The 14,693-nt window shown below is 71.3% G+C and carries 14 protein-coding genes; 6 read left to right on the plus strand and 8 right to left on the minus strand.

Going from position 1 to position 14,693, the window contains the following annotated elements; all coding sequences use genetic code 11:
- Positions 1-177 precede the first annotated feature (177 nt).
- Positions 178-477, plus strand: a complete 300-nt coding sequence (locus EU555_RS17835) for a hypothetical protein (protein ID WP_205820945.1) — start codon at positions 178-180, stop codon at positions 475-477.
- Positions 474-866: a cupin domain-containing protein gene (locus EU555_RS17840; RefSeq protein WP_205820946.1), complete on the plus strand. Its 393-nt coding sequence runs from the start codon at positions 474-476 to the stop codon at positions 864-866. Before EU555_RS17835 ends, EU555_RS17840 begins: the two co-directional genes overlap by 4 nt.
- On the opposite strand, the gene EU555_RS17845 is transcribed toward EU555_RS17840, so the two are convergent.
- From EU555_RS17845 to EU555_RS17865, 5 genes are all read right to left on the minus strand, one after another.
- Positions 833-1,639 (minus strand): MBL fold metallo-hydrolase, encoded by an 807-nt coding sequence (locus EU555_RS17845; RefSeq protein ID WP_135416401.1) that lies wholly within the window; start codon positions 1,637-1,639, stop codon positions 833-835. The two genes, EU555_RS17840 and EU555_RS17845, sit on opposite strands and share 34 nt — an antisense overlap.
- A 14-nt stretch (positions 1,640-1,653) precedes the next feature.
- On the minus strand, positions 1,654-2,439 hold the full coding sequence (locus tag EU555_RS17850; protein ID WP_245524348.1) for a TatD family hydrolase: 786 nt from the start codon (positions 2,437-2,439) through the stop codon (positions 1,654-1,656).
- Positions 2,436-3,983 carry a methionine--tRNA ligase gene (metG, locus tag EU555_RS17855; protein ID WP_135416403.1) on the minus strand — a complete coding sequence of 516 codons (1,548 nt, stop codon included), beginning with the start codon at positions 3,981-3,983 and terminating at the stop codon, positions 2,436-2,438. The genes EU555_RS17850 and metG overlap by 4 nt, the downstream gene beginning before the upstream one ends.
- Positions 3,984-4,105: 122 nt before the next feature.
- The gene (locus tag EU555_RS17860; protein ID WP_135416405.1) at positions 4,106-5,968 is read right to left on the minus strand and encodes a glycoside hydrolase family 15 protein; all 1,863 of its coding nucleotides are present in this window, start codon (positions 5,966-5,968) and stop codon (positions 4,106-4,108) included.
- 144 nt (positions 5,969-6,112) lie between these two features.
- The gene (locus EU555_RS17865; RefSeq protein ID WP_135416407.1) at positions 6,113-6,349 is read right to left on the minus strand and encodes a DUF6894 family protein; all 237 of its coding nucleotides are present in this window, start codon (positions 6,347-6,349) and stop codon (positions 6,113-6,115) included.
- Positions 6,350-6,703: 354 nt separating this feature from the next.
- Between EU555_RS17865 and EU555_RS17870 the strand changes: the two genes are divergently transcribed.
- Positions 6,704-7,219 (plus strand): RrF2 family transcriptional regulator, encoded by a 516-nt coding sequence (locus tag EU555_RS17870; protein WP_245524349.1) that lies wholly within the window; start codon positions 6,704-6,706, stop codon positions 7,217-7,219.
- A 51-nt stretch (positions 7,220-7,270) separates the two neighbouring features.
- Here EU555_RS17870 and EU555_RS17875 read toward each other — a convergent pair whose 3' ends face one another.
- Together EU555_RS17875 and EU555_RS17880 are read right to left on the minus strand one after the other, a co-directional pair.
- The gene (locus tag EU555_RS17875; protein WP_135416409.1) at positions 7,271-7,891 is read right to left on the minus strand and encodes a cation efflux transmembrane domain-containing protein; all 621 of its coding nucleotides are present in this window, start codon (positions 7,889-7,891) and stop codon (positions 7,271-7,273) included.
- A gap of 511 nt (positions 7,892-8,402) precedes the next feature.
- A complete protein-coding gene (locus EU555_RS17880) occupies positions 8,403-10,238 on the minus strand; it encodes a methyl-accepting chemotaxis protein (RefSeq protein ID WP_205820948.1) in 1,836 nt (611 codons plus the stop codon).
- A 690-nt stretch (positions 10,239-10,928) separates the two neighbouring features.
- Here EU555_RS17880 and croR point away from each other — a divergent pair.
- Both croR and EU555_RS17890 read left to right on the plus strand, forming a co-directional pair.
- Positions 10,929-11,390 carry a 3-hydroxybutyryl-CoA dehydratase gene (gene croR / locus EU555_RS17885; protein WP_135416412.1) on the plus strand — a complete coding sequence of 154 codons (462 nt, stop codon included), beginning with the start codon at positions 10,929-10,931 and terminating at the stop codon, positions 11,388-11,390.
- Between the two features lies 1 nt (position 11,391).
- Entirely contained in the window at positions 11,392-12,225 is an 834-nt protein-coding gene (locus EU555_RS17890; RefSeq protein WP_135416413.1) for a TrmH family RNA methyltransferase, read from the plus strand.
- Between the two features lie 261 nt (positions 12,226-12,486).
- Here the strand turns inward: EU555_RS17890 and EU555_RS17895 are convergent, their stop codons facing one another.
- On the minus strand, positions 12,487-12,774 hold the full coding sequence (locus tag EU555_RS17895) for a ribbon-helix-helix domain-containing protein (protein WP_135416415.1): 288 nt from the start codon (positions 12,772-12,774) through the stop codon (positions 12,487-12,489).
- Positions 12,775-13,117: 343 nt separating this feature from the next.
- Here EU555_RS17895 and EU555_RS17900 point away from each other — a divergent pair, with 343 nt between their 5' ends.
- Positions 13,118-14,689 carry a phytoene desaturase family protein gene (locus EU555_RS17900; RefSeq protein ID WP_135416417.1) on the plus strand — a complete coding sequence of 524 codons (1,572 nt, stop codon included), beginning with the start codon at positions 13,118-13,120 and terminating at the stop codon, positions 14,687-14,689.
- The last annotated feature ends 4 nt before the right edge of the window (positions 14,690-14,693 follow it).

The raw sequence follows: 14,693 nt of genomic DNA on the forward strand, positions 1-14,693 counted from the left end.
TGGCTCAGGTGGGACATTCCGACTTCGCGCCGACGGACACGATTCGCATAAGGGATCTTATGGAACCAGGGAGCCGGGCGAGACGGTCCGGAGGCGGCGTCCGGCAGGCCTGCCGCGCCCGGACCGGGCGCTGCGAACTCCCTTCTGGCCGGCACTGATCCGGGGCATCATCGCCGCATGACCGACCTTCTCGAACGAGCCATCGCGCGTCCGCGCGTTCCCCCCGCGGCGCAAGACGACTTCGCCCGCGTCCTGCCGCATCTCGCGGGCGATGCCACGACACCTGTCGCCCTGATCGAGAGCGAACGGATCGGCATCGCGATGTCGAAGGCAGCAGCAGCCCGGGGCGATTTCGCGACCGACGAGCGTGTCCGCGAACGGATCAGGGCGGCGATCGAGACGCTGAAGGCGCATCCCAGGATCGGGCGGCCGACGGACGACCCGACCATACGCGCCATGACGAGCGACGCGCCATGACGAGCGACGCGCCGCGCGCATTCCCGCGGACCGCCACCCTCTTCGCCGGCCTGCCCGCCATGCCCCAGGCCGACGAGATCGTCGACCTCCTGGCGCAAGGCCCAGGGGCCCGCATCGAGCGGATCGTCTCCACCGGCCAGGCCAGCCCGCCGGGCTTCTGGTACGACCAGCCCTGGGACGAGTGGGTCGTGCTGCTCGCAGGCCGCGCCGACCTGCGCCTCGACGGCGAGCCCGAGCCGCGGCGCCTCGCGCCCGGCGATTACCTGCTGATCCCGGCGCGGCTGCGCCACCGGGTCGCGTGGACGAGCCCCGACGAACCGACGGTCTGGCTCGCGGTCCACCTTCGGCCCCCGGATCAGCCGTCGACCTCGACCGACAGCCCGTCATAGGCCGGCACCACCCCGGGCGGCAGGCGCCGCCGCAAGGTCTCGTAGTCGAGGTCGGTGTGGAGGTTGGTCAGGATGGCGCGGCGGGGCCCGACCTCCTCGATCAGCGCCAGGGCGTCCGAGACCGAGAAGTGGGTCGGGTGCGGCGTGTCGCGCAGCGCGTCGATGATCAGGAGGTCGAGGTTGCGCAAGTTCGCCTTGGCGGCCTCCGGCATGGTGCTGACGTCCGGCGCGTAGGCCGCGTCGGCGAAGCGGAAGCCGAGCGCCCGCTCGGGCCCGTGCTCCATCGCGAAGGCGGTGGCGGTCACCGGCCCGCCCGGCCCCGCGACCGTCACCGGCGCCCCGGTCTCCAGCGCGTGCAGGTCGAGGATCGGCGGGTAGAGGCTGCCCGGAAGCGCCGTGAAGCAGTAGGCGAAGCGGGCCTTGAGCAGCTCGGAGGTCTCGGCGTCGGCATGGACCGCGATGCGCCGGCGCATGTGGATCACCAGCGGGCGCACGTCGTCGATGCCGTGGGTGTGGTCGGCGTGGGAATGCGTGAACAGGATCCCGTCGAGGCGCGTCACGGCCGCGTCGAGGAGCTGCTCGCGCAAGTCCGGCGAGGTGTCGACCAGCACGGTGGTGGCCTCGCCCTCCGGTTCCCGGCGCTGCACCAGCAGCGAGCAGCGCCGGCGCCGGTTGCGGGAATCGGCCGGGTCGCAGGCGCCCCAGCCGTAGCCGACCCGCGGCACGCCGCCCGAGGAGCCGCAGCCCAGGATGCGAAGGGTCAGGGTCGGCATGCGTTCGTAAACCCTCAGCGGTGGGCGGCGGCCTTGTCGAACAGGCGGTAGAAGTTGGCGGTGGTGAGCGCGGCCAGGTCTTCGGTGCTCAGGCCGACGGTCTCAGCCAGCACCCGGGCGGTGTCGGCGACGAAGGCCGGCTCGTTCGGCCGGCCCCGGTGCGGCACCGGCGCCAGGTAGGGTGCGTCGGTCTCGACGAGCAGGCGCTCGCGCGGCACGGCGGCCGCGATCGCCCGGTTCTCGTCGGAGTTCCGGAACGTGACGATGCCGGAGAACGAGACGAACAGGCCGAGCGCCACGCCCACCTCGGCGAGGCGCCGCCCCGAGGAGAAGCAGTGCAGCACCGCGCGGAATGCCCCGTGCGCCATCTCCTCGGTGAGGATCTGCGCCACGTCGTCGTCGGCCTCGCGGGCGTGGATGACGAGCGGCAGCCCGCTCTCCCGCGCCGCCGCGATGTGGGTGCGGAAGACCCGCCGCTGCACGTCCCGGGGCGCGTGATCGTAGTGGTAGTCGAGCCCGGCCTCACCGATGCCGATGCAGCGCGGGTGGCGCGACAGGGCGACGATCTCCTCCGCCGGCACGTCCGGCTCCTCGCCCGCCTGGTGCGGGTGGGTGCCGACCGTGAACAGCACCTCCGGATGCGCCTCGCTCAGGGCCCGGTAGGTCTCGAACCGGGAGACCCGGGTCGAGATCGTCACCATCCGGTCGATCCCGGCGGCCTTCGCGCGCGCCAGCACCTCGGGCAGCCGCTCGGCGAGGCCGGGCGAGTCGAGGTGGCAGTGGCTGTCGACCAGGCTCACGCCTCCGGCTCCACGTAGCGCGGGAAGATCGGGCTCGGGGCCGGAAGCGCGGTGCCGGGGGCCAGCCGGTCGCCGGGGCCGATGGCGGCGAGGCTGCGGGCCTCGACCGGGACCGCCAGCAGGTCGAGGAGCCGGGCGGCGGCCCCCGGGATGAAGGGCTGGACCAGGATGCCGACCGCCCGCAGCACCTCGGCGGTGGTGTACAGGACCGCCTCCATCCGGGCCGGGTCGGTCTTGCGCAGGGACCAGGGCTCCTGGCCGGCGAAGTAGCGGTTGGCCTCCGCCACCACGGCCCAGATCTCGGCCAGGACCGCGTGCAGGGCGAGGTCCTGCATCAGCGCCCTCGCCTTCCCGGGCAGCGCGTCGGCCAGCGCCAGCAGCGCCCGGTCGGCGGCCGACGGCTCGCCGGGTCTCGGAACCTGGCCGCCGCAATTGCGGGCGATCATGGTCAGCGAGCGCTGGGCGAGGTTGCCGAGGTCGTTGGCGAGGTCGGCGTTGAGCCGGTTGACGATCGCCTCGTGCGAGTAGCTGCCGTCCTGGCCGAACGGCACCTCGCGCAGCACGAAGTAGCGCAAAGGGTCGACGCCGTAGGTGTCGGCGAGGCTCACCGGGTCGACGACGTTGCCGACCGACTTCGACATCTTCTCGCCCTTGTTGAGCAGGAAGCCGTGGCCGAAGACGCGCTCGGGCACCGGCAGCCCGGCCGACAGCAGGAAGGCCGGCCAGTACACCGCGTGGAAGCGGATGATGTCCTTGCCGATGACGTGGAGGTCGGCCGGCCAGTGGCGCCAGCGCGGGTCGGCCTCGTCCGGGAAGCCGCACGACGTGATGTAGTTCGTCAGCGCGTCGACCCAGACATACATCACGTGGGCCGGGTTGCCCGGCACCGGCACGCCCCAGTCGAAGGTGGTGCGGCTGACCGAGAGATCCTGCAGGCCCGAGCGCACGAAGCTCACCACCTCGTTGCGCCGGGTCTCCGGCCCGATGAAGTCCGGATGCGCCTCGTAATGGGCGAGCAGGCGCTCGGCATAGGCCGAGAGCCGGAAGAAGTAGCTCTCCTCCTCGACCCACTCGACCGGCGTGCCGGTCTTCTCCGCCCGGCGGCTGCCGTCCGGCGCCGTGACCAGCTCGGATTCGTCGTAATAGGCCTCGTCGCGGACCGAGTACCAGCCGGCATACTTGGCGAGGTAGATGTCGCCGTTCTGCTCCATCCGGCGCCACAGCGCCTGCGAGGCGGCGATGTGGTCGGCGTCGGTGGTGCGGATGAAGCGGTCGAACGAGCAGTCGAGCCGCTCGGCCATGGCGCGGAAGCGCGGCGCCATGTCGTCCACGAAGGCGCGCGGGCTGATCCCGGCCTTGGCGGCGGTCTGCTGGATCTTGAGGCCGTGCTCGTCGGTGCCGGTGGTGAAGAACACGTCGTAGCCGTCGAGGCGCTTGAAGCGCGCGATGGCGTCGGCGGCGATCACCTCGTAGGCGTGCCCGATATGCGGCACCCCGTTGGGGTACGAGATCGCGGTGCTGATGAAGTACGGCTCGCCCGCCACGACTGGGTTCCCGGTATGAAGGCTTCGGAACGGCCGGGCCGCCGGCAGGGCGGCGCCCGTCCGAGCCTTAGAGCAAATTCGGGCGGCGGTGCCCACCCCTCCAGTGCGGTTCCCGCCCCGCTTCAGGCCCCCGCCGCCCATCGGCACGGCTCGTCCGTGCGGGCTTGCGCGTGCCGCGCCGCCCGGTCGAGGCGCACCGCGTGGTTGATGATCGCCATGTGGGTGAAGCCCTGCGGGACGTTGCCGCGCTGCTCGCCCGACCTCGCGTCGATCTCCTCGGCGAACAGCCCGAGGTCGTTGCCCCGCGCCAGCAGGCGCGCGAAGAGCGGCTCGGCCTCGTGCGTCCGCCCGGCGAGCGCCAGGCAGCCGACGCGCCAGAAGGCGCAGGCCGAAAAGGTCGCCTCCGGATGCGCGAACCCGTCGGCGTTGCGGTAGCGGTAGATCAGGTCGCCGTCGCCGAGCCCGGCGCTCACCGCCGCGAGGGTGGCGGCGACCCGGGGCGAGCGGGGATCGAAGGCGCCGAACAGGACCGTGCGCAGGACCGCGGCGTCGAGGTCGTCCGAGCCGTAGGCCTGGGTATAGGCGCCGACTTGGCTGTTCCAGCCCGTCTCGTGGTACTCGGCCCGGATCTCGGCGGCGATCCGGCGCCATTCCTCGACCCGCTCCGGGCTCGCCACCGGGACGGCCTCGGCGATCTGCACCGCCCGGTCGAGGGCGACCCAGAGCATGCCCTTGGTGTGCAGGATCTGGCGCGTCCCGCCGCGCAGTTCCCAGATGCCGTGGTCGGGCTCGTGGCGGCAGCGGATGACGTGGTCGGTGAGGTGGCCGAGCACCTCGGCCAGGTGGTCGTTGACCTTGACCGGCGGGTCGTAGTCGACCGCGTCCAGGAAGGCGTGGAGCGCCACCAGGAACTCGCCGTAGATGTCGTACTGGTGCTGGCCGGAGGCCGCGTTGCCGATCCGCACCGGGGAGACCCCGCGCCAGCCGCGCAGGTGATCGAGGATCTCCTCCGCCGGCACCCGGCCGTTGATGCCGTACATGAGCTTGAGGTCGCGGCCGCGGGTCCCGTCGGCGTCGCGCAGGAAGCGCAGGAACTCCGCCGCCTCGCGGACGTAGCCGAGGTTGACGAAGGCCGTGACGGTGAAGCTCGCGTCCCGCATCCAGACGTAGCGGTAGTCGAAGTTGCGGGTGCCCGGCACCGCCTCCGGCAGGCTGGTGGTGGCCGCCGCGATGATCCCGCCGGACGGCGCATGGGTCAGGAGCTTGAGCACCAGGGCGCTGCGCAGCACGCTGTCCCGGTGGGGGCCGTCATAGGTGCAGCGCCCGGACCATTCCTCCCAGTAGGTTTCCGTCGCCGTGAGGCTCGCAGCGGCATTCTCCACGTCGCCGTCGTCGTCCTCCCGGTGGGCGAGGACCAGCGACGCCCCCTCCCCGGCCCTCAAGCGGAACGCCGCCTCGACCCGGTCGCCGGCGACCGCGAGCGGCACCGAGGCGGCGACGCGCACGCCCTCCGCCTCGCCGAGGCGCCGGCACAGCACCGTCCCGTCGTCCTGCGCCTCGAGGGAGGCCCCGTCGCGGGCGTAGTCGAAGGTCGGGCGCACCCGGAAGCGCCCCGCCACCGCGCCGGCCTCGCAGGAGACGAGGCGCACGATCCGGCCGCGCGGGTCGCCGTCCGGCCCCTCGTCCGGCACCGCGGCGAGGGGGTGCAGCGGCATGAAGTCGGTGAGCGTCACGCGGCCGGTCGCGGTGACGAAGGTGGTCTCCAGGATGGTGGTGCCGGGGCGGTAGCGGCGCTGCGTCTCGCGCAAGGAATCGAGGACGAGGTCGCAGAAGCCCCCCCTGTCCCCGTCGAGGAGGCGCAGGAACACGGCCGGGCTGTCGTGGCAGGGCCAGCACAGCCAGTCGATCGAACCGTCCCGGGCGACGAGCGCCGTCGTGCAGGTATCGCCGATGACGGCATAATCCTCGATCGGCCGGTCCGTCACGTCGCCTCGCTGCAACACACGTTAAAGCGCGAGGGTAACGTGCCGTCAGAATCCCGGTTTCGGGGCGCGACGGTTTGCGCCGCACCGGACCACGGCCGACCGGGTCCCGGTCGAGCCGGCGGAGCTCAGTCGAGCCGGCGGAGCTCAGTCGAGCCACGTGCAGGCGACGGCCAGGGAGGCGATGGCGAGGACGGCCCGGCTCTGGTCGCGGATGGTGACGAACAGGTGCAGCCGGTCCTGGCGGCGGGCCTCGTCGCGGGCGATGTCGGCCAGGACCCGCATCGCATGCGCCCGGGCGGCGTCGCGGGTCGGCCACTCGCTGCCCTCGTCGTCGCGATGCGACAGGTCGTGATCGTTGATGTCGAAGAAGTAGCGCGGCACGGGTTGCCCCAAAAGTTTGCGAGGGCGTCCGGACCGGGCATCCAGCCCCCCGATCGGCCCTGCTGATCGGGGCCGCGGTGAGGGTGTCTACGACGCTGCGGCAGAGGTCGCTCTCGCAAATGTTTATTCGACGCCGATTTGAGGACGCAGCAAACACGCACTACAATTACCACGTATCCACCCGCCATTTACTGGCATGCGCAGCGGAACTGCGCGTGGTGCGACGCGCTGGCCTGCGGGCCGGCCGGATCCGGCGGATTGCGATCCGATCGCGCGCGCGATGTTCTTCCGCGTCCCGACATGCTGTAGGGTCCGGGCGACGACCGTGCCGCGACCGGGCGGACGGGCGGCCGCGTGACCACGAAGGCCGGGGCGTGCGACCCGGGCGGATTTTCCCTGAGGAAGGACGACGCCCTGAGGCTCTCGCTCTACACCGACCTGTCGCTGCGCCTGCTGCTCTATCTCGGGGCGGCGGAGGGCGAGGCCTGGACGACGACGCCCGCCGTCGCCCGCACCTTCGGGGTGTCGCTCAACCACCTCCAGAAGGTCGCGCGCGGGCTCACCGGTGCGGGCTACATCGAGGCCCGCCAGGGCCGCTCCGGCGGCGTGCGCCTGGCGCGGCGCCCGGAGGAGGTGCGGCTCGGCGCCGTGGTGGCGGAGCTCGAGGGGATCGGCTGCCTCGTCGCGTGCGCCCGCGGCCCCTGCCCGCTCGCCGGGCGCTGCATCCTGAAGCACGCCCTGGACGCGGCCGAGCGGAGCTTCGTGCGCGAGCTCGACCGCTACACCCTGGCGGACGTGCTCGCCGGCCCCACCGGGGCGACCCTGCGGGCGCTGATCCGGCGCGAGGCCGAGCGCCCGCCGGACGACTGACACCGTGCCGGACGACCCGGCGGACACGTTCCCGTAGCGCCGGCCGTGCGGTCAGGCCGCCTCGCGGGCCGCCCGGCGCTCGGCGGCGGCGGCCTGCCAGATCTCCCGGGCGGCGTCGGCGTTCATCGCCGCGATGCCGAGGCCGACCACGAGGTCGGGCCAGGGGGCGAGATCGGGCCGGACCGGCAGCAGGGCGGCGGTGACGAGCCCGGCCGCCACGATGGCGACGTTGGAGACCGCGTCGTTGCGGGCGGACAGGAAGGCCGCCCGGGTCAGGCTGCCGCGCCCCTCGCGGTGGCGGGCCAGCATCAGGGCGCAGGTGAGGTTGACCGCGAGCGCGCCGAGCCCCGTGAGGGTCAGCGGCACCGGCGCCGGGGCCGCGAAGGCGCCGAACTTCTGCCAGGCGGTCCACAGGGCGGCGAGCCCCGGCAGCAGCAGGATGAAGGCCATGGCGGTGCCGAGCCGCGCCCGCGCCGCCGCCGCCCAGCCGAGGCCGGCGACGATCAGGAGGTTGAGCGCCGCGTCCTCCAGGAAATCGACGCTGTCGGCCACGAGCGCCACCGAGCCGATCGCCACCGCCACCGCGGCCTCGACCCCGAAATAGCCGAGATTGAGCAGGGCGACGCGCCGCACGGTGGCGCGCAGGGTCGGATCGGTGTGGGAGGCGGTCACGGAACCTCGCGGAGCGGAGAACAGAGCGTCTATGCCCCGGTCGGGTGCGCCTGGCCAGACGAGCCGAGGACCGCCCGGTCGCCGGCCGGGGCAGGCCGCGCCGCGAGGATGCTCCGTCGCGGCCGCAACGGGGCGGCCGACGACGGCCTGGCTGTCCAGTGCCCGTCTCCCGGACGTTCCGGCTCAGGCCGTCGTCTCCATCTCCGGGTGATCGCTCGCGTCCTTCACCGGCTTCCGCGGCCCCGCGTGCACACACTTGCGTCGCGGCGGACCGCGTCAAGGACCTACATCCTCGCGCCTTCGCATCGACACGTCGATACGAAGGCATCCGGCGCATCAGCGCCGGCACCCATTCGGGCTTGCCTCGCGCCTTCGAACGAATCCGTTCGACGGCGCGGCGGTATGACACCGACGGTCATGGAGGACGACCGTCGATGATCCGAGATGGGTCGATGGCCTGGTGCGTCGGCACCTTGGGCCGTTGGTCTTGCCCCGGATCGCGAATTTTCGTTTAGCCGACCATGCGCCGGGAGGCCTCGCGGACATGCTGCGTCGATTGGTCGACCTCCTGGGTCGAACTCGCGATCACCCCGATGCTGTGGCTGATCTCGCTGACTGCGGCCGTCATCGCATGCATGTTGGTCGACATCTCCTGTGCCACGGCGGCCTGCTGCTCGACGGCCGCGGAGATGGCCGACGAGATCTCGTTGACCTGTTCGATGGTCGAGCCGATCCCAGCGATCGCGGCGGCGGCTTCGTTCGCCGCGACCCGGGTCTGGGCGATCTGCGCGCTGATGCTCTCCGTCGCCTTGGCAGTCTGCGCGGCCAGGCTCTTCACTTCCGCCGCGACGACCGCGAAGCCCTTGCCGGCCTCGCCCGCCCGCGCCGCCTCGATCGTGGCGTTGAGGGCGAGCAGGTTGGTCTGCCCGGCGATCTTGTCGATCATGTCGACCACCTCGCCGATGCGCTGCGCCGCGGCCGCGAGACCGCCGACGACCGCCGAGGTCGCATTGGCCTGGTCGACCGCCCGTTCGATGACGCGCATGGCGCGCTGGACCTGCTGGCTGATCTCGCCCACGGACGTCGCCAGTTCCTCCGAACCCGCTGCGACGCTCTGGACGGTGCTGGCGGCTTCCTCCGACGCGGTGGCAGCGCTGATCGCCTGCTTCGACGCCTGGGAGATCGAGAGCGCGATGCCCCCGAAATCGTCGTCGATGCCCCGCTGAATGCGCGCGCGCTCGAGCCGTTCCATCACGGCCTTCGTCACGTCGGTGGAGAACTTCACCACCTTGGTCAGGCGCCCGCAGGCAACGAGGACCGGGTTGTAGGTGGCCTGGATCCAGACCTCGCGTCCGCCTTTGGCGATGCGCCTGTACTCGGCCTGCTGGAACTCGCCCCGGCGCAGGGAGGCCCAGAAGCGCTCGTACTCGGCCCCCTGCTCCGCCGGGTCGACGAAGAGCCGGTGGTGCTGGCCGCGGATCTCTTCCAGCCGGTAGCCGAGCACCGCCAGGAAGTTCTCGTTGGCCGTCAGGACGGTGCCGTCGAGGTTGAACTCGATGATGGCCTGCGAGCGGTCGAGGGCCGCCTGCTTGCCCTCGACATCCGCGTTACGCAGCTTCCGGGCCGTGATGTCGGTGGAGAACTTCACCACCCTGGTCAGGCGCCCGCAGGCATCGAGGACCGGGTTGTAGGTGGCCTGGATCCAGACCTCGCGTCCGCCTTTGGCGATGCGCCTGTACTCGGCCTGCTGGAACTCGCCCCGGCGCAGGGAGGCCCAGAAGCGCTCGTACTCGGCCCCCTGCTCCGCCGGGTCGACGAAGAGCCGGTGGTGCTGGCCGCGGATCTCTTCCAGCCGGTAGCCGAGCACCGCCAGGAAGTTCTCGTTGGCCGTCAGGACGGTGCCGTCGAGGTTGAACTCGATGATGGCCTGCGAGCGGTCGAGGGCCGCCTGCTTGCCCTCGACATCCGCGTTACGCAGCTTCCGGGCCGTGATGTCGGTGGAGAACTTCACCACCCTGGTCAGGCGCCCGCAGGCATCGAGGACCGGGTTGTAGGTGGCCTGGATCCAGACCTCGCGTCCGCCTTTGGCGATGCGCCTGTACTCGGCCTGCTGGAACTCGCCCCGGCGCAGGGAGGCCCAGAAGCGCTCGTACTCGGCCCCCTGCTCCGCCGGATCGACGAACATCGCGTGAGGCTTGCCCCGAATATCGTCGAGCGTGTAGCCAAAGATCCGAAGGAAATTCTCATTCGCTGCCGTGACGTTTCCCGAAAGGTCGAACTCGACGACTGCCTGAGACCGATCGACCGCGCCCATTTTGTCAACGACGATCCTCTTGCCGAACAACATGGAAATCCCTTTCGTTTCGAGGTCTCCCGGATGGATATCAGTCGCTAGTAAATCATTCCTTTAAAAGTGACCCATGGTAAGATTGGCAGGAATGGACAGATTTTGGTAATTTTTCTAGAAACTAACCAGAATCATATATTGAATGAAAATTTTTTATCACGGCTCAGCCATCGCCATCTGTCTCCTTGAAAGCGTCTTGTTGGCGAGCGACGAAGGGCTGGCTTCAGGCGTTCCTGATCGGCGGGGAGGCTTGTGGAGTCGTGAGCGGGATCGGAGCGGCCTGGCGGACAGGCTCGAGCGTCATCTGCTGCACCGACGCAAGACCCAGCGCGAGAATCCGGCCCTGCCTGTCGCCACAACGCTGGAGTTGCGCAGCGCCGACCTGACGGATCTGGCCGCGTCCGACTGCGCGGGGCGGACTGAACGAACATGCGCGACCGGTGGGTCGTTTGCGCCAGGGAACAGGGCGATGTCCAGCCGGACATACTCCCGGACGCGGACGAGACGCATCGACAGAGCCGGTCTACCCACGGCGCCGGTCCGGCAATCGGCGACGGGCGCCGCCCCCGACCTTTCGCCACTGGATTTCCGCCCCCGTCCCGTGCGACCCCGGGGATCCGGGCCGGGGCGGAGCCGCGCGCCCTCGGCCGTCCGTCGGTCGCGGCACCCACCTGACCGGGAGAGACGCCGATGATGCCCGAACTGCGCGTGCTGTACTTCGAGGACCTGAGCGTCGGCCTGTCCGAGACGCTGTCGAAGACCATCGCGGCCTCCGACGTGGTCGGCTTCGCGGAGATCACCGGCGACCGCAACCCGATCCACCTCTCGGAGCACTTCGCCGCCCGCACGCCGTTCGGCACCCGCATCGCCCACGGCCTCTACACTGCCGGGCTGATCTCGGCGGTGCTCGGCACCCGCCTGCCCGGCCCTGGCGCGGTCTATATCAGCCAGAGCCTCAACTTCCGCGCCCCCGTCCGCATCGGCGACACCGTCGACGTCACCGTCGAGGTGGCCGAGCTGGTGCCGGAGCGCCGCCGCGCCCGCCTGACCTGCATCTGCGCCGTCAACGGCGAGACGGTGCTCGACGGCGAGGCCCTGGTGAAGGTGCCGACCAAGGCCGAATCCGACCCGCTCGCCGCCCGCAAGGGCTGAGATGACGCCCATCCCGATCGACGACCCCGCGGACCCGCGCCTTCACGCCTATACGCGGATGCGCGAGCGCGACCTCGTCGGGCGGGAGGGCCGGTTCGTCGCCGAGGGCGAGGTGGTGCTGCGCGTGCTGCTCTCCAGCGCCGCCCGGTTCCGGGTCGAGTCGGTGCTGCTCTCCCCCGAGCGCCTGCCTGGTCTCGCGCCGGCGCTGGCCGGGCTCGACGCGCCGGTCTACCTCGCCGCCAAGGGCGTGATGGGGGCGGTGACGGGCTTCCCGATCCATCGCGGCGTGCTGGCTTTGGGCCGGCGCGGGCCCGATCCCGCCCCCGACGCCCTGGTGCCGGCGGGCCCGGCCCTGCTCCTCGGCCTCGTGGGCCTGGCCAACCACGACAATGTCGGGGGCCTCTTGCGCAACGCCGCCGCCTTCGGGGCCGACGCGGTGCTGCTCGATGCGGCGACCTGCGATCCGCTCTACCGCAAGGCGATCCGGGTCTCGGCCGGGGCGAGCCTCACCGTCCCCTTCGCCCGGGTGCCGACCGGCGACGCCCTCCTCGATCTCTGCGAGCGCCAGGCGCTCGTGCCCCTGGCCCTCTCGCCCCGCGGCGAGGACATCGCGGCGCTGCCGCCCCTGCCCCGCGCCCTGCTGCTGCTCGGCACCGAGGGCCCCGGCCTGCCCGAGGCCCTGATGGCCCGCGCCCGCCGGGTGGCGATCCCGATGGCGCCGGGAGTCGATTCGCTCAACGTCGCGGTGGCGGGCGCCGTGGCTTTGCACCGGCTCGGCGGGGGGCGGCTGGCGGGGCTCTATTCCGGCGGCAACACCAGGGAGCGCCCGGCATAAAGCAGCCGCAGGATGACGACCGCGTCCTCGCGCACCGTGAACGCGATCGTCACACGGCGCGCGAAGCCCGTGATGCGCAGGCCGTGTCGGACGTGATCGTGGCGGGTACCCCGTTCCGGAAACTCGCCGAACGAGCGCAGGTTGCGGTCGAGCCGAGCGGTGCAAGCATACGCGGTCGCATGCCCCGCGCTGTCGGCGATTCGGCATAGAGGTCGTCGAAATCCGCCTGCGCCTGGGTCGAGAACAGGATCCCGGGCGGCATCAGCCTTTGGCGGTCTCTGCCTTGCGCGCCTGGTAACGGCGAGCTGCCCCGCTCAGGACTTCGTCGGCGGGCACCAGCGGCTCCGTTCCGGCGGCCACTCGATCGAACACCGGAACCACCTCCTCGCGCAGCCAGCGCTCCATCGCCGCGTCGCGAGCTAGGAGGGCGCGCAGGCCATCACGTATGACCTCGCTTTCCGTTGCGTATTCTCCCGCCGCAACCTTGTCCTTGACCATCTGCGCCATCTCGTGGGGCAGGGTGATGCTGAGGGGCCGGGTGGTCCGCATAGCGCGCGTCCTTCGACCCGGTGATACCCTGGAGAGCACGATCAAACCCTAAACCCCTCATCAGCTCAAGGCCGTCGCCGGCCCTTCGTCGCGCCGGCTCGCCCGGTTCGAAGGGCTGCCCGACACGTCGCGCCCACGTCCTCTCGCCACAACGAATGGGGCCGGATCCGGCCCAACGACAACGCGACGGTCCAACCCGCCACACTCCGCTGAAAAAGCCCCCACCCACCCCACCGCGACAATGCGCAGCCATTGCCGGCTCACCGCTGTGCACCACAACTAGGCTGTACGCACGGGAAGGCGTACGGGAAGGTGTGTCTCTCGTCAGGCAGGAGGTGGAGCGTTGTTGCAGCCGCGGGATGGGTACCGCACCCTGTCGGGGCGGCGGGCGATCGTGGTCGGTGCCGGGCCGGGGGGCCTCGCGGTGGCGCTGATGCTCGCCCGCGACGGCGTGCAGGTGACGGTGATCGAGAAGGAGGAGAGCGTCGGCGGGCGCACCCGCACGGTGACGGCGCCGGGCGGCTACAGGTTCGACATCGGGCCGACCTTCTTCCTCTATCCGCGCATCCTCGCCGACATCTTCGAATCCTGCGGCGAGCGGCTGGAGGACCACCTCACCCTCGAGCGGCTCGATCCGCAGTACCATCTCGTCTTCGAGGGCGGCGGCGAGATCCGGGCGACGCCGGACGTCGAACGCCTCGAGGCCGAGATCGCCCGCATCGCGCCGGACGACGCGAGGAACGTGCGCCGCTTCCTCGACGACAACCGCAACAAGCTCGCGGCCTTCATCCCGGTACTGCAGCAGGCCTGCGACTCGATCCGCAGCTTCGTCTCGCCGGCGATGCTGGCGGCCCTGCCGCTCCTGCGCCCGCACGCCACCGTCGACCGCGACCTGAAGCGCTACTTCAAGGACCCGCGGGTCCGCCTCGCCTTCTCGTTCCAGACGAAGTACCTCGGGATGTCGCCGTTCCGGTGCCCGAGCCTGTTCACCATCCTGAGCTTCCTCGAATACGAGCACGGGGTGTACCACCCGGTGGGCGGCTGCGGCGCGGTCTCCGAGGCGATGGCCGGGCTCGCCCGCCGCCTCGGCGTCGAGATCAAGCTCGGCACCTCCGTCGACCGGGTGCTGTTCGAAGGCAAGCGGGCGGTGGGGGTCGAGGCCGGAGGCGAGCGCCTCGCGGCCGACGCGGTGGTGATCAACGGCGACTTCGCCAAGGTGGTGCCCGAACTGGTGCCGGAAGTTCGCCGGCCGCGCTGGCGGAACGCCAAGGTGGCCAAGGCCCGCCTCTCCTGCTCGACCTACATGCTCTATCTCGGCATCGAGGGCCGGATGCCGGAGAGTCTCGGCCACCACACCATCCTTTTGTCGGAGGATTACGCCCGCAACATCCGCGAGGTCTCCGACGGGGTGCTGCCGATGCAGCCCTCGATCTACGTCCAGCATGCCGGCTACACCGACGGCGGCATGGCGCCCCCGGGCCAGACCAGCCTCTACGTGCTGGTGCCGGTGCCGAACCTGCGCGCCGGGATCGACTGGGCGAGCGTCGGCCCGTCCTACCGGGCGCTGGTGCTCAAGCGCCTGGAGAAGCTCGGCCTCCACGACATCGAGTCGCGCATCCGCTACGAGCGCGTGGTCGACCCGACCCAGTGGCGCGACGACTTCGCGGTGCACGAGGGCGCGACGTTCAACCTGTCGCACGACCTCGGGCAGATGCTGTACTTCCGGCCCCATAACCGCTTCGGGCCCGGGCTCTACCTCGTCGGCGGCGGCACCCATCCGGGCTCCGGCCTGCCGGTGATCTACGAGGGCGCCCGCATCACCGCGCGGCTGATGGCCGAGGACCTGGCCGTGCAGAGGGTCCCCGCCCGCGGGCTGCCGCTCAGCGCCGCCCCGAGCCTCGGGGAGGCCTCGTGAGGCG

It is taken from the genome of Methylobacterium nonmethylotrophicum (assembly GCF_004745635.1).
GTDB lineage: Bacteria > Pseudomonadota > Alphaproteobacteria > Rhizobiales > Beijerinckiaceae > Methylobacterium > Methylobacterium nonmethylotrophicum.